General features: G+C 53.7%; 13 protein-coding genes. 5 read left to right on the forward strand and 8 right to left on the reverse strand.

Going from position 1 to position 20,228, the window contains the following annotated elements; all coding sequences use genetic code 11:
* Window positions 1-123: 123 nt before the first annotated feature.
* The 3 genes from JTN23_RS22595 (at window position 124) to JTN23_RS22605 (ending at window position 3,527) form a co-directional block, all read left to right on the forward strand.
* Complete coding sequence (locus JTN23_RS22595) at window positions 124-1,317, forward strand: esterase (protein WP_247237344.1); 1,194 nt, start codon at window positions 124-126, stop codon at window positions 1,315-1,317.
* 130 nt (window positions 1,318-1,447) lie between these two features.
* Window positions 1,448-2,611 (forward strand): esterase, encoded by a 1,164-nt coding sequence (locus JTN23_RS22600; RefSeq protein WP_247237345.1) that lies wholly within the window; start codon window positions 1,448-1,450, stop codon window positions 2,609-2,611.
* A gap of 40 nt (window positions 2,612-2,651) precedes the next feature.
* The gene (locus tag JTN23_RS22605) at window positions 2,652-3,527 is read left to right on the forward strand and encodes an alpha/beta hydrolase (protein ID WP_247237347.1); all 876 of its coding nucleotides are present in this window, start codon (window positions 2,652-2,654) and stop codon (window positions 3,525-3,527) included.
* 555 nt (window positions 3,528-4,082) lie between these two features.
* Here JTN23_RS22605 and JTN23_RS22610 read toward each other — a convergent pair.
* The 3 genes from JTN23_RS22610 to JTN23_RS22620 form a co-directional block, all read right to left on the reverse strand.
* Complete coding sequence (locus tag JTN23_RS22610) at window positions 4,083-4,862, reverse strand: alpha/beta fold hydrolase (RefSeq protein ID WP_247237348.1); 780 nt, start codon at window positions 4,860-4,862, stop codon at window positions 4,083-4,085.
* 2 nt (window positions 4,863-4,864) lie between these two features.
* The gene (locus JTN23_RS22615) at window positions 4,865-7,204 is read right to left on the reverse strand and encodes a glycoside hydrolase family 3 protein (protein ID WP_247237349.1); all 2,340 of its coding nucleotides are present in this window, start codon (window positions 7,202-7,204) and stop codon (window positions 4,865-4,867) included.
* A gap of 105 nt (window positions 7,205-7,309) precedes the next feature.
* On the reverse strand, window positions 7,310-8,323 hold the full coding sequence (locus JTN23_RS22620) for a sugar phosphate isomerase/epimerase family protein (protein ID WP_247237350.1): 1,014 nt from the start codon (window positions 8,321-8,323) through the stop codon (window positions 7,310-7,312).
* Between the two features lie 168 nt (window positions 8,324-8,491).
* Between JTN23_RS22620 and JTN23_RS25955 the strand changes: the two genes are divergently transcribed.
* On the forward strand, window positions 8,492-9,259 hold the full coding sequence (locus JTN23_RS25955; protein ID WP_247237351.1) for an NUDIX hydrolase: 768 nt from the start codon (window positions 8,492-8,494) through the stop codon (window positions 9,257-9,259).
* Between the two features lie 20 nt (window positions 9,260-9,279).
* Here JTN23_RS25955 and JTN23_RS22630 read toward each other — a convergent pair whose 3' ends face one another.
* From JTN23_RS22630 to JTN23_RS22640, 3 genes are all read right to left on the reverse strand, one after another.
* Window positions 9,280-12,804: a PAS domain S-box protein gene (locus tag JTN23_RS22630; RefSeq protein ID WP_247237352.1), complete on the reverse strand. Its 3,525-nt coding sequence runs from the start codon at window positions 12,802-12,804 to the stop codon at window positions 9,280-9,282.
* Window positions 12,805-12,960: 156 nt separating this feature from the next.
* Entirely contained in the window at window positions 12,961-15,486 is a 2,526-nt protein-coding gene (locus JTN23_RS22635) for an ABC transporter permease (protein WP_247237353.1), read from the reverse strand.
* Between the two features lie 15 nt (window positions 15,487-15,501).
* On the reverse strand, window positions 15,502-16,200 hold the full coding sequence (locus JTN23_RS22640; protein WP_247237354.1) for an ABC transporter ATP-binding protein: 699 nt from the start codon (window positions 16,198-16,200) through the stop codon (window positions 15,502-15,504).
* A 108-nt stretch (window positions 16,201-16,308) separates the two neighbouring features.
* Between JTN23_RS22640 and JTN23_RS22645 the strand changes: the two genes are divergently transcribed.
* Window positions 16,309-16,989 carry an arylesterase gene (locus JTN23_RS22645; protein ID WP_247237355.1) on the forward strand — a complete coding sequence of 227 codons (681 nt, stop codon included), beginning with the start codon at window positions 16,309-16,311 and terminating at the stop codon, window positions 16,987-16,989.
* A 101-nt stretch (window positions 16,990-17,090) separates the two neighbouring features.
* Here the strand turns inward: JTN23_RS22645 and JTN23_RS22650 are convergent, their stop codons facing one another.
* Together JTN23_RS22650 and JTN23_RS22655 are read right to left on the reverse strand one after the other, a co-directional pair.
* Window positions 17,091-17,690: a DsbA family oxidoreductase gene (locus JTN23_RS22650; protein WP_247237356.1), complete on the reverse strand. Its 600-nt coding sequence runs from the start codon at window positions 17,688-17,690 to the stop codon at window positions 17,091-17,093.
* 175 nt (window positions 17,691-17,865) lie between these two features.
* The gene (locus tag JTN23_RS22655) at window positions 17,866-20,040 is read right to left on the reverse strand and encodes a c-type cytochrome domain-containing protein (RefSeq protein WP_247237357.1); all 2,175 of its coding nucleotides are present in this window, start codon (window positions 20,038-20,040) and stop codon (window positions 17,866-17,868) included.
* Window positions 20,041-20,228 lie beyond the last annotated feature (188 nt).

The raw sequence follows: 20,228 nt of genomic DNA on the forward strand, positions 1-20,228 counted from the left end.
CCAAGTCTACTGGCCTTCAATCATTATACTTTATCAAAATATTTTTATAAAATAACGCGGGTAGCTATTGCAGCTCAAATCTTTTTGTAAATTTGACACAAAGCTAAGTTCCTGCCCATTCCTATGAAAAAATCTATCCGCAAAGTACTTCCCGCTCTATTGGTACTGGCTGGCGCTCATCTGGTACAGGCGCAGCAGGCCCACGTCAACCTGGACTGGAATCCGCAGAAGAACGACCGGAACCTGCTTCCCTTCGGAGCCAGTGTCATTTCGCCCGAAGTACACGATGACCAGACCGTAACCTTCCGGCTCAAAGCACCAGACGCTAACTCGGTAGCCCTGACAGGCGGTCCCATGCTGCTGGCACTCAAAGCCAATGCGCCGGTCCCTTTTAAGAGAGGCAACGATGGTATCTGGACGCTGAAGGTGGGGCCGGTTAAACCGGACATCTACGTATATAAATTTATCATTGACGGTGTCACGGTACCCGACCCTAATAATACCCTCACCGGTTTCGCCGATCAGCCCGGCTGGAGTAATCTGGTGGTACACGGTAGTGGCCCGGCTTACTACGATGCCAAACCGGTACCCCATGGCTCCGTTACCCGCCACATCTACCACTCCGATGTACTGGGTGGCGAGCGGGAGATGTATGTGTATACCCCTCCCGGCTACGATCCCAAAAAGAGGTACCCGGTGTTGTACCTGCTGGGTGGCAGCGGCGAGCTGGCCTCTGGCTGGAGCCTCGACGGACGCGCTAATTTTATAATGGACAACCTCCTGGCCGAAGGCAAAGCGGTACCCATGATCATAGCGATGCCCAACAACCAGGTCATCCACCGCAACGACCCGAAGCATACCGAGCTTACGTTTGATCTGTTCGAGGAAGAGCTCAAAAAGCACATCGTACCATTCGTGGACAAAACGTACAGTACCCGCACCGACCGTAAGGGACGTGCCCTAGCCGGACTCTCCATGGGTGGTCGACATACCCAATTCGTAGGCTTTAAGAACCTGGACCTGTTCAGCTCATTTGGTGTGCTGAGTGCGGGCGATGTGGATACCGAGAAAACCAGCGCTGCTTTCCTGAATGATCCAGATGTGAATAAAAAAGTAGATTACCTGTTCGTAGGCCAGGGTACCGGTGAAGTAGAGACCATCGGCAAGCGCACTGTAGCCCTGAACGAGGCACTGGAAAAGCATAAGGTAAAACACCAGTACTACGTTGGTGGCGACGGCTCGCACGACTGGGGTACCTGGCGGCACCTGCTCTACTACCAGTTCCTGCCCAATCTGTGGCGGAGCGGTATGAAGTAGTATATGAGTCTATGAGTTTAAAGTGTATGAGTATTTGTAGCTAGCTAAGTTAGTCCATTGAACATAGCCCCAGCGGCGGTCGGCCGCTGCCGGGCGGTACCAAAAAATTACCTTTCAATCCTATTCCAACATGAAACTGAAAAGTACACTAACCTTAGCCCTCGGACTTTCCGCAGTGGCTCTTGTAACGGCCCCGCAGGCTATGGCCCAGGGCCAGCAGCGGCAGCCTACGCCCAACGATACGCTGCAGTCGCCCCGGATATCGGCTGACAAAAAAGCGACCATCAGTATCTACGCGCCCAAAGCGAGTGAGGTAACTGTTTTCGGTGATTTTAACCCCGGCAAGCCCCTCTCCCTTACCAAAGGCGAAAGTGGCGTATGGTCGGTCACTACCGGGCCGCTTCGCCCCGACTACTATACCTATACCCTGATGGTAGATGGGGTACGTACCGTAGACCCTAAGAATGCCGTCATCAAGCAGGGTATTAGCAGCCTCGAGAATGTGATGATAGTACCGGGTGCCGAAAATGCCTTTCAGGAAAATGCAGCTGTACCGCACGGCGAAGTACGGCAGGTATGGTACAAGTCAGGGAACCTGGATATGATGCGGCGCATGCACGTGTACACACCACCGGGTTACGAGAAAGGCACTACGAAGTACCCCGTGTTCTACCTCCTGCACGGTGGTGGTGACGACGACTCGGGCTGGAACTCCATTGGCCGCGCCAGCTTTATTCTGGACAACCTGATTGCTTCCGGAAAGGCGAAGCCCATGATCGTGGTGATGCCCAACGGTAGCATGCCTCCTTCGGCCTTCCCCGCTGGCACCGCCCAGAACGAACGGATGAACAAGATGACAGACCTCTACTCGGCCGAACTACTCAAAGAGGTAATGCCTTACGTAGAAAAGACCTACCGTGTCCTGCCCGGCCGCGAGAACCGCGCCATTGCTGGTCTGTCCATGGGCGGTCTGCAGACACTGGATGTGGCCCTTTCCAATCCTGACCTATTCAACTACGTAGGCGTGTGGAGCTCCGGCTTCTTTGGTCCTACCATTGATGTGGCCGAAAACAAGTACGCCAAGGCACTGAAAGATCCAAACTTCAATAAAAACAAGAAGCTGTTTCTGCTACAGATCGGTAAGGACGACTTCCTGATGGATGCCAGCAACAAGACCAAAGCCCTGCTGGACAAGAACCAGATCAAGTACCAGTACAAAGAAACCGAAGGCGGCCACACCTGGATCAACTGGCGGCAGTACCTCAACGAGTACGCTCAGGTACTCTTCAAGTAGGATTTCTTACCCAATCATACTGTTCAATAATTAATCAAAAATGAAACTAGTACAGATTATTTTCGTCGCGTGCTTGCTGGGCTTGTCTAACCTTTCCTTCGGAGCCAAGGTAGACTCCCTGGATATACCCAGTGCCGCCATGGGCAAGACCTACAAGGCCGCGGTGGTACTGCCTGCCTCCTACGCTAACAGCAGCAAACCTTACCCGGTGCTGTATCTGCTGCACGGAGGCGGTGGCCGCTTCAGCGACTGGCTGTCCAATACGCCCGATAAAATGCTGCTTCATAAGCTGGCCGATCAGTATAACCTCATTATTGTAACACCCGAAGGCGAACGACTCGGCGGTTACCTGGACAGCCCGTTTCAGAAGGACAACAAATTTGAAACGTACATCACCAAGGAGGTGGTAGAGAAGATTGATGGCACCTACCGCACTATCCGTGACCGCAAGGGGCGCGTCATTACGGGCCTCAGCATGGGGGGCCACGGGGCCTTGTTCCTGTCGGGGCGGCACCCGGAGCTGTACTGTGCGGCGGGTAGTATGAGTGGTGCCCTTGACCTGAATGCGGATACCTGGAAGATCACCCCTGAGTTTGCCAAGCAAATAGCACCGGGCTTTGAGCGTATCCTGGGTCCCAAGGGGGCTACGCCCGATCAGTATGCCGCTCATTCAGTAGTGTACATGGCGGAGAAGATGAAGACCAACGATGTAAGGATTATTATTGACTGCGGCGTAGATGACTTTCTGATCGAGCCCAACCGTGAGCTGCACCGCAGACTGGTGTACAACAAGACGCCTCACGACTACATCGAGCGCCCCGGCGGCCATACCTGGGACTACTGGGAAAACTCTCTCCCCTACCACGTCCTGTTCTTCCACAAGATCCTCAAGGCGAATGGTAGTGTGATTCCTTGATGAAATGTTATTGAATTTAGGCAGCTTGTAAAACTTTTGCTCGCAATCTGAATTCGAAGGCAGGGCCAGCTATGGCCCTCCTCCGCCGGGCGGGCGGCGCTCTCCCCACACCTCTGTAATCTTTTGGCCTGCGCAAGCCCTACGCACAAATGCCAAAAGATTAAGGTCGGTTTAGGGGAGAGCTGGTAAACTTGGTTGAATAACCCTGTTAGTAATAGAGATGTTAATTTTAAACTTGGACTATTATTGCTACCAAACATTAACAATGTGTTCTCTATCAGCCCTCTCATAAGCCGACCTTATTTTACAGCTATATGTGCGGCTGGTTTGCGCAGAGCTGTAAAATACAGAGGCGTTGAGAGGGCGAGGCCCGCTCGGCCGTGAGGGCGAAAGCTAGCATTACACAGCTAAATTGGAATTAGGTCAATAGAAATCTGGGACAAATGTAAACAACTAAATTACCCAATAAAGACAAGACAAAGATTATAAGAGGGTATAAAGCAAATAGCCCCGAACGTACTGATGCGTTCGGGGCTTTATTATTACTGAAATACCTTACTTCGCTTTATCCAGCAACTCTACCAGCTCCTGGGGCTTCGACCACTGGGGGTTGTGGTCGGCGCTCATCTCGATGTAGTTCCAGCCGCGCTCCTTAGCGCGCTGGGCAAACCGGAAAAACCCATCCTCCTCTGGCTTCTTACCCGGATCTACGGTCAGGATGTAGGTAACGGGTAGCTGACGCGCGGCCGCATTTTTCAGCGAGATGGGTTCGGTCAGCGTTTTCACCGGATGCGGTACATCCTTGGGTGGCTTCTGATCAGCCTTCACCCAGGCCGGTACCAGAAAGCCGTCCTTCTCCATACGCCGTATCCCCTCGCTCTGAGCAGGGCTACCCTGCGCACTGAACGCGCTCTCTCCGTCGTTGGGTACGAACGCATCCAGGTATACCAGCCGCTTGATCCGATCGGGTATGCGGTCGGCTGCGCCGGTCACTACCATGCCACCGTAGCTGTGGCCCATCAGGATTACGTCGTGCAAGTCTTCGAACAAGATGGCATTTACCACGTCGTTGATGTGCGTAGTGAGGTTGATATCCTGTGAAGCCAGGTGTACCCGCTCGCCCTGGCCCGTGAGCGAGGGACGGTACACGTTGTAGCCGCGCGCTGTGAGCATAGAGTCCACTTTCTTGAAGGACCAGCTTCCGCCCCAGGCGCCGTGTACCAGTACGTAGGTAGGTTGCTTGCCTTTAGCTGCCTGCGCGGTAACTTTGGTAAAAGGGGTCGCTAAAAGGCAGAGCAGCAGGGCCGCAGCAGTCAGAATGCGATGTGTAGTCATGTTTATTTTAAGGTTAAAGCCGCTTTTTTGTACTTAGAAGTACGGGTATCTTTAATAATACCCTTCCAGTTGAGCCCAAATCCAAAGTCGTAGGCATTTCCTTCTGAGTCTACGTACAGTTTCATATCCCGCGGTACATCTTCAAACTGCTCTTCCACGGTCTTCATGTCTGCCGGCATCTGCATGGGCAGCAGCGCCGAGGGCTCGCTGGCTCCGGTAAGGATATCCATCAGGGCCTGATCCTGCACACCAAAGTTGACCATCAGAGCATTGGTCTGTTTTTCAAATTCACCCACTACCGCCGGGTTGGACATATTCATAGATACGATAACGGGCTTGCCTTTCATCTTAGCGGCTGTCTCCGTGACCATAGTCAGATCACTGCTGTTGATGGTCTTCGTAGATTTACCCCTATAGGTACGGTTGGTGAAGGTTTCCAGCGGATCGCCACCACCTATACTTGGGTCACGGGTTCCCTCAGCGGTATAGTCGCCGTACTGGAGGCTGATGGGCACGTAGCCGGTACCACCCGCTTTGGCTTCTTCGCTGTTGTAGCCACCACCGGAGTTAGGGCTTTCAATGAATACCAGCGCATAGTCGGCCTCGTCGGGATTGTCTGTTACCTTGAAGTACTTCTTTACGATCTCCATGTTCACGGGGTAGTCCAGCTTTTCGGGCGTAGCCATGCCCAGGAAGTTACGACCAGCCGGAGTGAAGCGCTTAGGTACATACACCGTCTTGTTCTTTGCCAGCGGCAGTACATTCGCCTTGTTTTTCAGCATCACCACCGACTTCAGCTGCGCCTGATAGCCCGCCTGCATGTACTCGGCCTTACCTACGGTGGCTTTGGTCTCTTCGGGATTGAGGTACGGATTTTCAAACAGGCCTACGCGGAAGATATTTTTCAGCAACCGCACCGCCGATTGCTCAAAACGTGCGCGCATTTTAGCCTCTCCATGCTCCTTCACCCCCATCTGGTAGGCCTCTATGACTGGTCCCATTTCGTTGTTTCCGCCGTACTGGTCTACACCGGCCATCAGCGCTTTATAGTGCCGCTCACCTACGGATAGCTTCTCTACCCCCCACGACTTACCAGTCAGGAATACGTCTACGGCCGTTTCGTCGCCCGTTACGAGCCAGTCGGTACATACTACGCCATCATAGCCGTACTTGCCACGCAACAGATCGCCAATGATGTACTTGTTGTAGCTGTTGCCCACATTCTCGCCGTACTTTTCGTCCTGGCCGTGGGAGATGGTATAGTAAGGCATCACGGCCGACGCCATGCTCGTTTTTCCATTCAGTTTAAAAGCACCATTGATAAACGGCAGGAAGTGTGACTTGAAGTTTTTGCCGGGGTACACCGCGTACTTGCCGTAACCGTAGTGCGCATCGCGTCCGCCCTCGCCGGAGCCACCACCGGGCCAGTGCTTCACCATGGCATTGACACTGTTGAAGCCCCAGCCGCTACGGATTTCCTTCGCTCCCGTGGAGGTCTGGAAACCGTCGATGTAGGCGCGGGCCATGTCGGTAGCCAGCAGCGGATCTTCACCAAAGGTACCACTCGCGCGGTTCCAGCGGGGATCCGTAGCTAGGTCTACCTGGGGAGAGAGAGCCGTAGCAATTCCCAGCGCCCGGTACTCGGTAGCGGCAATCTGCCCAAACTGACGCACCAGCTCCGGATTAAACGTAGCCGTCAGCCCCAGCGAGCCCGGCCACATGGAGATAGTACCACCGGCTCCCGCGTTGTACTCAGCATCGGCGCGGGTACCGTGGCGGGGGTCTGAGCTGGTATTGGCCGGAATACCCAGTCCGGTACCTTCCACCAGGGCCTGTACGTTGTTATTCCACTGCGCGGCTATCTCAGGGCTCTGTACAGAGGTGACCAGGATGTGCCGCAGATTATCTTTGGTTAGAAACTCCTTCTGCTGGTCCGACAGGTCAAACGGCTGAGCGCCACTCTGAGCGAATACTTTTCCTCCGTAGGTACCCGCAAAGGGTCCACCGGCGGCGGCCGGGATGGGCTGGTGGCGGCTGTACAGCATCAAACCGGCTATCTGCTCTACAGACATTCGCGAAGCCAGGTCTTTGGCCCGTACGTCCGCGGATAGGCGCCAGTCCTCGTATTTGTCGAGCTTGCCGTTCTTGTTCAGGTCTTTGAAGGCAAAGCCATCTACAGTCAGCAGTTTCACACCGGAGGTGGTAGAGTAGCCAAGGGTCTGACCTCCCTTGTTGGTGACGGTTGCAATGGTGCCCGTTTTGGTTTCGGACCACTTCTGGGCGTGTACCTGCGTGGTCGTCAGCAGGCCACTTAGCGCCAGGAGAATTAGTGTTTTTTTCATATATATCACAAATAGTACGTACTGCTGGCAAGGACCGTGGAGACACGGTCCAGGGTGATTTAAAAGCTTATGACCTATAGCTTACAGCCTACAGCGCAAAGCCCCCTACACTACTACTTTTCTCAGGTTTTGGTAGCTGGTAGTAATGTTCTCGATAGGCTGGGGGGCCATATCCTGCTCCACGAAGAAGTACTTCATACCGGCTATATCAGCAGCGGCGAATATGCGTTTAAAGTCTACTACTCCCGTACCTACTTCCGTGATTGTTTTGAGGTCCTGCCTGATGTCCTTGACGTGCCAGAGCGGGAAGCGTCCCTGCTGCTGCTTAAACAGCTCCACCGGGTCCTTGCCTGCCTTGGTAGCCCAGGCCAAGTCCAGCTCCATCTTTACCAGATCCTTATCCGTCTGTGACAGGATCAGCTCGTAGGGCGTTTTACCACCGGCGCTTTCGACCGGATCAAACTCCGTCGCGTGGTTGTGGTAGGCAAAGCCAATACCCGCTTTCTTCGCCGCTTCTCCTGTCTTCTGAAATACTTCAATAGAATTATTAATCTCATCCAGCGTAGCTACCGGCGTACTCGCACATACCAGGTACGATAGCCCGGCTTCGGCCGCCTCATCCACCAGTTGCTGGTAGTTGTCACGCAGGTTGAGCATGGGAGGCATGTTCATAGGGCGCTGCTGATTAGTACCTGCTGGCGCATTTGCTCCTGCCGCAGGGGCTCCCGCAGGAGCAGCGGGTCCCGGAGTGGATGCTCCCGCAGGGGCGGCTCCCGGAGGAGGTGAAGGCCGACGGAAGGGCGCCCCTCCGGCGTGGTGGGCTCTCCAGGTCATGCCCAGATCCTCTACGAGTGCTTTGAACTCCTTTGGTTTGTACCCATAATACCCTCCGCGCGTACTGAAGGCCGACTCAATTTCCTTGTAGCCTACCGCTGCTACCTTCTCCAGGGTACCCTTTGGATCTTCGTTCATAGGGCGGAACAGTGTGAACAACTGAATACCAATAGGTTTGGGTGCACTAAGCCCAACTAATTCGGCCGCCTGGGACAAGTGAGGCAGAGCTAAGCCACCCAGAGCCAGAGCTCCCGCATTTTTGAGAAAATCTCTTCTATTCTGCATGATCTTTGAAAGGTAAAGTAAAGACTGAATCTGAACAGGTTATTATAGTAAATTAGCAAATGACACAGCACCAGCAACCATTGCGTAACTTGGACACAAAGTACGCATTTTAATTATAATTAGTTAAAATTGGATAAGTATTATTTTTTAGATTAAAAAATTAGACCCGTGGATCAAGAACAAGAAGACATACTTAAGTACGATCAGGGCACATTTCACCCTGGATTCTCGGTAGACTGCGTCATATTCGGCTTTCATGCTAATCAGCTACGCGTACTCCTGCTCAAGATGAAAGGTGCCGATGTGTGGGCCTTGCCAGGAGGATTTGTATTCAAAGATGAAGATGTAGAAGAAGCCGCTAACCGGGTGCTGCAATTACGAACGGGACTGGACAATATATTCCTGCGCCAGTTTCACTTGTTTGGCAAGCCTGATCGCTCCCAGCCGGATTTCAACGCCAAGCTACTTCGCCAGCGACAGATTCCATTCGCCCCTAATCACTGGTTTCTGCAGCGGTTCATTACGCTTGGCTTTTATGCCCTGGTCGAGTATTCACGGGTTACCCCCCGCCCGGACACCAACTCCGAAGCCTGTGAATGGTGGGACTTACAGCAGGTACCTGCCCTGATGCAGGATCATAGACAAATTCTGGACAAGGCGCTGGAAGCCCTGCGTCTGCAACTGGCATATCAGCCTATTGGGTACAACCTGCTGGCGGAGAAGTTTACGATGCCTGAGCTGCAGCGCCTCTACGAAACCATCCTGGGCAAGCAGCTGGACCGGCGTAATTTTCAGCGGAAGATACTGGCCTATGACATACTGGAGCGGCTGGATGAACGCCGTAGCGGCGTAGCGCACAAAGCGCCTTATCTGTATCGGTTTAATCTGGAAAAGTACCAGCAGGCGCTGGAACAGGGACTGGAAGGCGGATGGTAGGCGGGGCTACCATCCGTGCTTTATGCGGGCGACTCCTGCACCTGTCTGACGGGCAGGATGATGTGAAATACAGATCCTTCGTTTTCCTGTGATTCGGCGAACAGGTGTCCCTGGTGGTTCTGAACGATGCGGCGGCACAGGGCCAGCCCAATGCCCGAGCCGGGATAGATCGTACGGGTATGTAGGCGCTTGAATACTTCAAAGATGCGGTCGGCGTACTCGGTGTTGAAGCCGATACCGTTATCCGCGACAGTAATATCGTAGTAGCCTACCTGCTTATAAGGTAACTGATATTGCTGTACCTCCTGGGCGGTAAGCCTTCTGCTGCTGATAGTGATCACCGGTGGTACATCCTCTTTGGAAAACTTGAGGGCATTATTAAGCAGGTTGTAAAACAATTGATTGATCTGCAGCGGCACGGCCTCTATGGTAGGAAGCTCTCCAATAATAAACCGGGCCTTTTTTTCTTCAATGGTCAGCTCGAAGTCCACGATTACTTTATCCAGTACATCTCTTAGCTGCGTAGGCAGTACTTTTATCTCTGACTTGAGTAGTCTTGAATACTCGAGCAGGTCTTTGATCAGCAACGACATCCGCTCCGACGAGCTGATTACCTTCGTCAGAATCTGCTTTGCTTCATCCGGCAGGCCCTGCATATTGCTGAGCATATCGGAGAAGATACGGATCTTGCGAAGAGGCTCCTGCAGGTCATGCGAAGCTACGTAAGCATACTGCTCGAGCTCCTGATTGGACTGCAGCAGGTACGCGTTGGACTTCTGAAGCTGCTCAGTACGCTGTTGCACCTGTCGTTCCAGCTCCTGCTGGATAGACCGCTGCACCGTAATATCCTGCGATGTACCCCGTATCAGGTACATGTCGCCCTGCTGGTTGAAGTAAGCCCGGGCCTGCGTATGGACTACTCGCTCCTGCCCGGTCAGCCGGTTTACAATGGCATACTCAATGTCCAACTTACCACTTCCGGTAGGGCTCAGTTCCCGCTGGGTAGCTTCGCTGGTACGCTGCCGGTCGCGCTCGTGGGTACTGAGGGAGATGTCATCCATCGTCACCTGCTCTCCGGTTATACCTATCCATTCCTTCACCCGTTCTGAGCACTCTACTTTACCCGTAAGCGGATAGATACTCCAGGTACCCAGCTCGGCGAGCTCTATAGCTTCACGCAGGCTTTCCTCCACATCCATCAACTGCTGCTTGGCCACTACCTGGTACGTAATGTCCAGCGCCATGTTCAGGATGGCGTATACCTTACCGTCGGCATCATGCAGAGGCTTATAGGTATAGTTGAAGTAAAAGGTCTGCAGCTTTCCATCTATGATCAGGTCGGCACGGTCTTCGGTACCATGGTAGGGTATACCGGTCGTATATACCTGATGCAGTAGCTTCATGAAGGGCTGCCCTTCCAGCTCCGGCAGGGCCTCTTCCAGCTTTTTGCCTATGGCCGACTCATCCTTACCCCATAAATGTAGCATGGCCTCATTAGCCAGCTGAATAGTCATATCAGGCCCTGCATAAATGGCGGTGGCTACGGGGGCGTTCAGGATCAGGTTGCGGAATCGCTTTTCGCTTTCTTCCAGCTCCCGCTTGGCCTTTACCTGCTGCGTTACATCAGTACCTATACTAATTACCCCGGTTATTTTATCTTCGGCCTCCCGCAGGGGTGCATATACAAAGTTGAAATAACAGTCTTCCAGCTGGCCATTGCGGTGTAGCTGAGCAAGCATCTCATAGCCATAGAAAGGCCTTCCGGTGGTAGAGACCTCTTCAAGTAGCTCCACAAATCCCTGCCCTTCCAATTCGGGTAAAGCCTGCAGCAGAGGTTTTCCCAGGATTTCGGGCCCTTTGCCCCACAGCGATAGAGCAGGTTCATTGGCCGATTCAATCGTCATCTCCTTCCCCCTGAATACCCCGATGGATACGGGGGCCTGCGCCACAATGTTACGGAACCGCTCCTCACTTTTGATCAGCGCCTCCTGCGTAGCCAGTTCGGTCCGGATATCACGCATAACGGCTCCTATGGCCAGTGGCTGGCCAGTCAGAGGATCGTCGATACGGACGGTATTGTTATAGACGGGAAATATCTCACCTGATTTGATATTGCGGACCAGCATCCGTCCTGACCAGCGCCCTTTATTCATCAGAGATGGCAGTACCTCATTTTCCACCAAATCAAAATGCTCCGGTGCGTGTAGCTCTGAGATAGGGGTCTGCAGTACCTGCTCTTCCGTTTCAAATCCCAGCATATCCATGCCGGCCTTATTGATGTAGGAGTTGCGGCCGTCCAGCTCCAGAATAGACATCAGTTCTACGCTGTTCTCGACCAGAGCCAGTAGCTTACGCTGCTCCTCGCGCAGAGCTACTTCCGCCGTAATATCCTGTACAATGGCAAAGAAACTATCCCGGTTACCACCCTCATCGTAGACAAGTGTATTATGAATAGAAGCCCAGATCACCCGCCCATCCTTATGAATGTAGCGTTTTTCCATAGAGAAGGAATCGGTCTGTCCCGTCATCAGCCGCTGGACCTGCGCCTGGCTGGCCGCCAGATCGTCCGGATGCGTTATTTCCGCAAACCAGCCTTTATAGAGTTCCTCCTGAGTATAGCCTACCATTTCACAGAAGGCCTTATTAATCATGATAAACTTTCCTCCTATATCTGATATGGCAATACCCAGTGAGGCATTATCAAAACCAGCATGAAACCTCTTCTCGACATTGGCCAGAGCCGCCTCCTTGCGTTTCTCCTCGGTAATGTCCATGATGGTACCCGCAAAACGGTAGGGGGATCCATCGCTTGTAAAGAAGGCCTTGCCCCGGCTGCGCACCCATTTGACGCTACCCGTAGTAGCATCGATAATCCGATGATCGGAGTGGTAGCTACCGCCAGTCAGGGGATCCAGAGCGGCCTGTACGGTTTCCCATAAGCGCTCGACGTCGTCCGGATGTACCTGCTTCATGGTTTCCCCGTACTGGATATTGCCGCTACTCCGGGGTATTCCGAATATCTCCCGGCAACGATCATCCCATACTTCCACTCCTGTGCGCGGATCGTACGTCCAGGTACCCATTTCGGCCGCATCCAGTGCAATGCGCATCCAGTCTTCGCTTTCCTGCTGTGCTTTCCACAACTGTACCCGCCCGGAGATATCTGAAATAGAACCTACCATCCTGACCGGCTTTTCATCCACACAAACAGTAAAGCCACGATCAAAAACGTAGGCATAGGAGCCATCGGCCCGACGGAAGCGGTACTCTTCGGACCACTCGGCTCCGCCCTGCTCTACAGCCCCTGTAATACTCTTCCGCACCCGCTCCTTATCCTCCGGGTGAATATGGCTATACCACGACTCTGAACTCGGTTTCAGATCGTCAGCCCGGTACCCAAACAGGTTGTTGAATCCCTCATTCCACCAGATCCGTCCTGACACAATGTCCCAATCCCAGATAGCATCCTGAGGTACCTGGGCAATAATATTAACTATCTCTTTAGCAGAGGCCTGATATTCCAGTGGCGTTTCGTCGCTGATCATCTATATAACATGTAGAAGACTTATAGATTCGGAGTATGCTTATAACTACCAGCTTTTAAAAAGTTCTAAGCCAGCGTGCACTTTGACCTTAATTTATCCAGTAGATGCAAGATACGCATTTGCACTCATATACTATAAAGGCCTAAAGGGGTCCTATTATACATCCTGCCGCAATACTTCCAGCGGAGGCCGCGACAGGATACCCCGGCTGTTGACTAGGCCAATGATAACAGTGATCAATGACACCAGGACAAAGATGACCAGCACCGGCAGCAATTGAGGCCTGAACTCCGTTTCGAAGTTATACCGGGCCAGAGCCCAGCTACCGGCCAGCGCCAGCAGGATACCCGTAGCCGCCGCCAGAGCTCCCAGAAAGAAGTACTCCAGGGACGTAATGACAAAGATCTGCCGGCGGCTGGCGCCCAGGGTACGCAGTAGTACACTCTCCTGTATACGTTGGTACTTACTGATCAGGACCGAAGCCACCAGCACCACCAGCCCCGTCAGGATACTGAAGCCTGCCATGAAGCGGATCACAAAGCCAATCTTTTCGAACAGCTCGTCGAGTACTTTGAGTACCAGCCCCAGGTCAATAATAGAGACGTTGGGAAACTGCCGTACTACTGCCTGCTGAAAACGGGCCGATACCTCCTGCGAAGGCACGTGGGTCAGCAGTACATGAAACTGCGGAGCCTGCTCAAGTACTCCGGTCGGAAATACCACCACGAAGTTGGTCTGGAGGCGGTTCCAGTCTACCTCGCGAAAACTACTTACGACGGTAGGAATGAGGGTACCCTGTACATTGAATGATAACGTGTCGCCAATGTCAATATTGCTGCGTCGGGCAAAGCCCTGCTCCAGCGAAACAGGGGCCGGACCCGTAGCCGGAGCCACGCCCTGCCATGCTCCTTCGGTGACTTTTTCGGATGAGGTAAGGGAGTCGCGGAAGGTAACGCGGTACTCCCGGCCAAACAGCCAGCGGGGTACCTGGATGGTAGTATCCTTCTGGGCTTCCAGAGCTGTATTTCCGTTTACTTCTTCCAGGCGCATGTTTACGATAGGTACCGTTTGATTGACGGGTAGTCCCTGCTGTCGAGCCAGCGCCAGCACCTCATCGCGCTGCGTCGCCTGAATGTCAAACAGCACAATATTGGGCTGATTGCCACTGCTCGACAGCGTCACCCGGCTGAGCAGAATGCCCTGTACGAAGTAGAGGGTACAGATAAATGCGGTGCCCAAGCCAATCGCTACCATTAGTATGGCCGTCTGGTTGTTGGGACGGTACAGGTTGGCGAGTCCCTGCCGCCACAGGTAGCTCCACGAAGCTGGGAAGAATCGGCGCACCAGCCACATCAGCAGCATAGCCATCCCGATCAGCACAAAGAAAGCCCCCAGTACACTGGCGGTAAATATTGCGGCTTCCTGCCAGTCCTTCATTTGCAGCAGCGTAAAGCCAAAGATGAACAGCAGGATCAGCGCGTACACTACCCACGCCAGCGGATCGCGGCTTTGCCGGGTAGGCTCATTGGAAGCCCGCAGTACCGTAAGCGGTGAAATATTACGGATGGACAACAGCGGCAATAGCGCAAACAAGATGGAAATCAATACCCCCAGGGCCAGCCCCTGCCCAATGGCCGACCACGAAATATTCGTAGTAACTTCAATGGGGAGAAAATCCTCTATGATCAGCGGCAGGAACTGCTGAATTACGGTACCAAGTACCGCCCCGATCAGTGACCCGATGATGCCAATGCCCGTAATCTGAATCAGGTAGATCAGGAAGGCCTGCGACGCCTTAACGCCCAGACAACGCAACACCGCGATGGAGTTGAGCTTTTCGCGCACGTAGATATGGATAGCACTGGCCACGCCTATACAGCCCAGCAGCAGCGCGATGAAGCCTACCAGCGCCAGGAAGCGCGTGAGGTCACGGAAGGAGCGGCCGGTATCTTCTTTCTGGCTTTCGATGGTTTCGTAGCGCAGGCCTTCTACGTCAAGGCGGGGCTTGATCCGCTTGATCAGCTGGGCTACGTCTGTCGCAGGGGCCAGCTCAAAGTAGTAGCGGTAGTTGATCCGGCTTCCCTTTTGGGCCAGGCCGGTCTGTTCGAGGTAGCGGAGCGGAATGTATACCGATGGAGCCACGGAAGTGGAGATGCCCGTCTGACCGGGCGCTTTGAGCAGTACCCCCGCAATGGCGAAGGTTACTTCCCCCAGCTTAATAGAGTCACCTACCTGCGCTCCGTACTGCAGCATTAGGGTCTGGTCGACCAGAGCCTGTCGCTGGTTACGGAATGCCTGGGCAGCCGTGGCAGGCTGGGTTTCCAGCTCACCGTAGTAGGGAAAGCCCCCTCTAAGCGCCCGGACCTGCGCCAGACGCGAGCCGCCATTCTTCGGGAAGTAGATCATGGAGGCAAAGCTCCGCTCCTCTGACCGCTGCGTACCCAGTGAGTCGATCAGCTTTTGCATACGGGTACCGGCGGGACGGCTGCCGGATATCTCCAGGTCCGCACCCAATAGTTCAGCGGCCTGGTTGTCGATGTTCTGCCGGAGGTTGTCGCCGAGGGAGTAGATCGCCACCAGTGCTGCAATGCCCAGCACCACCGACGAGATAAAGAGCAGCAGGCGGGCCCGGTTGCGGCGGCTGTCGCGCCAGGCCATTTGTAAGAGCCAGGGAAAGTTCATACTTCTGTCATAGATTTAATTCGAGCCTTGCATCCCGACTCTTTCATCCGAACTGATCCTGCCTCCTTTTATTCTGATGATACGCTGTGTCTTAGCGGCCAGGTCCAGGTCGTGCGTGACCAGTACCAGGGTAGTACCGGCATCCCGGTTCAGGTCAAAAAGCAGATGTACTACCTTCTCACTGGTCTCGGCATCGAGGTTCCCGGTTGGTTCGTCGGCAAACAGGATCTGGGGCCGGTTGGAGAAGGCCCTCGCCAGCGACACCCGCTGCTGCTCTCCCCCACTGAGCTGCGTAGGGTAATGATGACCGCGATCGGCGAGCCCTACTTTATCCAGTAGGTCCAGGGCCCGGGGCTTTATATTCTTTTCACCCCGCAGCTCCAGGGGTACCATTACGTTTTCGAGGGCGGTAAGGGTAGGAAGTAGCTGGAAGTTCTGGAATATGAAGCCCACGTACTGGTTGCGCACTGCTGCCAGCCGGTCTTCGCTCAGCCCGTCCAGCCGCGTATCGTGCAGGTGCACACTACCTGAGGTAGCCCGGTCCAGGCCGGCACATAGGCCCAGCAGGGTGGTTTTGCCGCTGCCCGACGGCCCCACAATGGCCATGGTTGAGCCAGCCGGTACTTCAAAACTTACCTGATCCAGCACCGTCAGGTCCCGGTTGCCGCTCCGGTAGGTTTTGCTGACCTGCTGTAGACTTAGTATTGTATTCATCAAGGGTTTGGGATTAACTTACAGCCGGACTTTTTCCGGTTTTTATTAGCATCTTGAGTCTCAAATTTGTTTAGAAGATAGTTAGTCAGATTTTCATTAATATCTCCTATGTATAAACTAATCTATTATAGCCTGTTTTGTTGGATCTTCCTACTAGTTTCCTGTAATAATAGCAAACAAGAGTCGGCAGAACAACCACCGGCTACTGCTCAGTCGGATACCACCGCCACTACCCGGCAAGTAAAGACCATACTCTTCTTTGGAAATAGCCTCACCGCCGGCTACGGACTGGATCCCTCCGAATCATTCCCGGCCTTGATCCAGGAGAAACTCGACTCGCTAAAACTGCCCTACAAAGTCATCAACGCGGGCAACAGCGGCGAGACTACGGCGGGCGGCAACGGCCGCGTTGACTGGGTACTGCGCCAGCCGGTAGACATCTTTGTGCTGGAATTGGGCGGCAACGATGGCCTGCGGGGTATTCCGGTAACGGAAACCCGCAAGAACCTGCAGGCTATCATTGATAAGGTAAGAGCCAAATACCCGGAAGCGAAGATTGTACTGGCCGGTATGCAGATCCCCCCCAATATGGGAGCCCGGTACGCCAATGACTTCAGGAATATTTATCCTGAACTGGCCCGGAAGAATGATATTACACTGATCCCCTTCCTGCTGGAAGGAGTAGGTGGTGAAGTCAAACTCAACCAGCGGGATGGCATTCACCCTACTGCCGAAGGGCACCGCATCCTGGCCGAAAACGTGTGGGAGGTACTGAAAGATGTCGTGTAGTAATATGTAGGTACCAGTGGCACTGCTTTAAGCAGTGCCACTGGTATTTATAGTCAGCAGTGGCTCAGGCAATACCTAAATTTAGTATTTCGAAAGCTTCCCTAAGCAGCTCCTGACTCTTTCTTTATCACCCTTTCAATGGTCTCCCGCGCGTGCAACCCCCGCAGTACGGTACTGCCAATGATCAGGGTAGGTACCGCCGTAATATTGGCTTCTTCGTACGCATGCCGTAGCGCCTTCTGATGCGCTTCCTTGTACTTACGGGAGGTTAGTGCCTCCCGGTACTCCTCCGCGTCCAGCCCTACCTCCATGGCCAACCGGGTTAGTACCTCTATATCGCCTATATCCAGCTCTTCCTGAAAGAAAGCTTTCAGCATCCGTTCATTGTACTCCTGCCCTTTGCCTTTTTCGCGGGCGTATTGGTATCCTTCAAAAGCCAGGTGCGTGTGGGGCTGGGGTGACACCCTCGGTAGCCTGATCGGCACGTCCAACTGCTCAGCCAGCGGGTAGACAGAGCTCCTCCATGTATTCTGCAGGTAGTCGCCTTCGGGCCTCAGGGTCTCCGCCGGATAGGGTCGTAGCTCATAAGGCATCCATTCCACCTCTACATCCTTGCCCTGGATTGCTTCATCCAGCGGCTTCTTCGCCAGCAGGCAGTACGGACACACATAGTCGGAGTATACTTTTATCTTGACAGCCATAGGTAGTACTGCTTTTGGTTTCAGCCATTGGCATGACTAAAACTGTTCCAGGCAGTCCATACATAAAGTAAATCAGGGCTCCTGTCTATAACGGGGATAGTGGTAAAAGCGACTGCATGATTGGGGTGTGCCCCTGGCACCGCTTTGAGCAGTGCCACCGGTAACAGGTACGCTCCTAATTCACAAACACCTCATCCACCAGCAGCAGCGCTTTGCGCCCCTTGTTGTTATGCCAGGCTGGCATCTCATTGAGTGGCCTAGCTACGATCCTGATGAAGGTGACAGCCTGGGGTTTGAAGGTTGGTCCATAGGCGCTGAGGGAGGGTTTGGTTTCTTTGGTAGGTACAGCGGGTCGGTAAGTACCTAACAGCTTCATCTGCGACTCCGAAGTACCTCCCCATACCTCTACCGTAGCGGGCGGAAATATGCCATTCTCCGGCTCCACCATCGTGCGCAGCGCTACGGAGCTAATGGTCACGGGTTGCTTGAATTCAGCAACGAAGACCATGTCATTATCCCGGACACCAGCCCAGTTGTTGGCCCAGGCAGGACTATTGGCATTAAACGTCCCCAGTTTTTCGTTGAAAAAGGTACGATTGCCCTCGGCCTGGTGTACCCGGTTGAGCGGAAGCAGCAGACGAACACTATCGGGCTTGTGGGTACTCCTGTAGAAGTGGAACTGCGCCACCTCACTCCCCAGCCACCCCTCCTTATAAGCCCGGGCTTTGACGGAGGTACTTGTACGCAATTGAGTACCTTCCCTGAATACGGGCGAATGGACACTGTCGGGCTGCGTACCGTCGGTGGTATACCGGATCTGGACGCCCCGGATGGGATGCTTCAGTTGCATAGGCAGCGACTCGGTAAATACGGTAGTACGGTTGCCTACCTGGGGCGGATTTAGCCGGAGTGGGTTCTCGCCATCGTCCCGGAAGCCCACGATAAAGTGGATGTTCGGAAACTCTTTCTGCAGCCGCTGCACGTCCGAATCTGCCAGCCCAGTATTCCAGACCGATACGGTCTGCAGACTTTTGATGGCTCCCAAAGGCTTTCGCAAGTCTGAGTACGTCACTTGGGTACCAGCCAACGAAAGACTTTTCAGCTTCGTCAAAGTAGACAGGTCGCCGAGCCTTTTGCCCGTAATATCCGTGAAGTTCAGATTCAGCTTCTGCAGATTCTCAAACTGGCTGATCTTTTTGAGGTCCGCATCTTTGACGGGCATCTTCGACAGGTTCAGGAACACGATCTGCTTCTTCAACTCGCTCAGCTCTTCTATCTGCTCCGGAGCATATTCATTCTTATTGTAGATGTTAACCGATAAGGCAGGCGACTCCCGGGCGAGGGGAGCAATAGAACGGTAGTTGGTAGTAAGCTTCTGAATAATGGCCTCATCCGCCGCCGCGAAGGTGTAGAACTCCGTAGTACCTCCCGGGTTAAACAAGCCTGCGGCTAAGATCCTCAACGAATCCGTTGGAGGCAAATCAACTACTTTCTTTCTGAAATCGGCCCGGCCTTTTATCCACCAAGATAGAAGTGCCATCTCTTCCGTCGTTAGCTGTACTTTGCCTTTGGGCGGCATGTGTTTTTTCTCCTCCTCAGGTAGGTGGATGCGCTGTAACAGCAAGCTCTGTTCAGGATTACCGGACACAAATAGCTTACCCGTTTTACCTCCTTTGCGGATAGATGCTTCGTCGGTGAGTAGTAATCCGCCTTTAATTTTCTCAGGATTATGACAGCTCACACACTTTTGCTGAAAGATAGGCTGAATCACATGGTCAAATACCAGAGCCTCTTCAAGCGGCACGGGGTCTTCCTGCTTTTGCCCCATCAGAGGCTCCACCAGGAACCCGTCGCCGTGGGTGAGGGTAGCTCCGTAGTGGCCCGCCAGCAGCAGAACCAGCACCGTCAGAGCGGCACCCGTGCGGGCCGCCCCCACTTTGTACCAGGAGGCATACCGGCAGAAGTACAGCCCCGCAGCCAGTGCGAATACACCCACACCGGTCCATTTGTGCCACGTGAGTACCTGCCCCGTATAGCCCTCTTCCTGCGCCAGCAGCAAACCCATAATAACGGTCAGGGCTGACAGTAACGCCCCCGATAGTAGCAATCCATCCAGAAAGGTACGGTAGAAAGGGTTGGTGGCGTAGGTACTCCGGAAGCGGAAAAACTCCATGCCCATGGCCAGCAGCAACAGCGTGATGGGGAAGTGCAGAAGCAAAGGGTGCATGCGGCCTACAGCCTGTAGCCATACCGGTACCACCAGCCTGTCTTCCACCAGGAGTAGAAACAGGATGAAAATTCCGGCTGCCATAAGTACCTGCTCAGCACCTCCTTTGACTTTGCTATTCATGGAGAACTCTTTTGCTTAATTCAAACTTTAAGACGATGCAATCTTCGCCCTCATGGCCGGGCAGGCCCCGCCCTCTCAACGCCTCTGTGCTCTGTGGGCCTGCGCAGGGCTTACGCACAAATGCCCACAGCGCAAGGTCGGCTTATGAGAGAGCTGATTTAGTTTCGGGTATCTTAGATATAAGCATT

Source organism: Telluribacter roseus (assembly GCF_017355915.2).
Classification (GTDB): Bacteria; Bacteroidota; Bacteroidia; order Cytophagales; family Spirosomataceae; genus Telluribacter.

Bases quoted from the DNA above. Each gene is read 5' to 3' on its own strand.
- JTN23_RS22595 (WP_247237344.1), top strand. From the start codon at position 124: ATGAAAAAATCTATCCGCAAAGTACTTCCCGCTCTATTGGTACTGGCT.
- JTN23_RS22600 (WP_247237345.1), top strand. From the start codon at position 1,448: ATGAAACTGAAAAGTACACTAACCTTAGCCCTCGGACTTTCCGCAGTG.
- JTN23_RS22605 (WP_247237347.1), top strand. From the start codon at position 2,652: ATGAAACTAGTACAGATTATTTTCGTCGCGTGCTTGCTGGGCTTGTCT.
- JTN23_RS22610 (WP_247237348.1), bottom strand. From the start codon at position 4,862: ATGACTACACATCGCATTCTGACTGCTGCGGCCCTGCTGCTCTGCCTT.
- JTN23_RS22615 (WP_247237349.1), bottom strand. From the start codon at position 7,204: ATGAAAAAAACACTAATTCTCCTGGCGCTAAGTGGCCTGCTGACGACC.
- JTN23_RS22620 (WP_247237350.1), bottom strand. From the start codon at position 8,323: ATGCAGAATAGAAGAGATTTTCTCAAAAATGCGGGAGCTCTGGCTCTG.
- JTN23_RS22630 (WP_247237352.1), bottom strand. From the start codon at position 12,804: ATGATCAGCGACGAAACGCCACTGGAATATCAGGCCTCTGCTAAAGAG.
- JTN23_RS22635 (WP_247237353.1), bottom strand. From the start codon at position 15,486: ATGAACTTTCCCTGGCTCTTACAAATGGCCTGGCGCGACAGCCGCCGC.
- JTN23_RS22640 (WP_247237354.1), bottom strand. From the start codon at position 16,200: ATGAATACAATACTAAGTCTACAGCAGGTCAGCAAAACCTACCGGAGC.
- JTN23_RS22645 (WP_247237355.1), top strand. From the start codon at position 16,309: ATGTATAAACTAATCTATTATAGCCTGTTTTGTTGGATCTTCCTACTA.
- JTN23_RS22650 (WP_247237356.1), bottom strand. From the start codon at position 17,690: ATGGCTGTCAAGATAAAAGTATACTCCGACTATGTGTGTCCGTACTGC.
- JTN23_RS22655 (WP_247237357.1), bottom strand. From the start codon at position 20,040: ATGAATAGCAAAGTCAAAGGAGGTGCTGAGCAGGTACTTATGGCAGCC.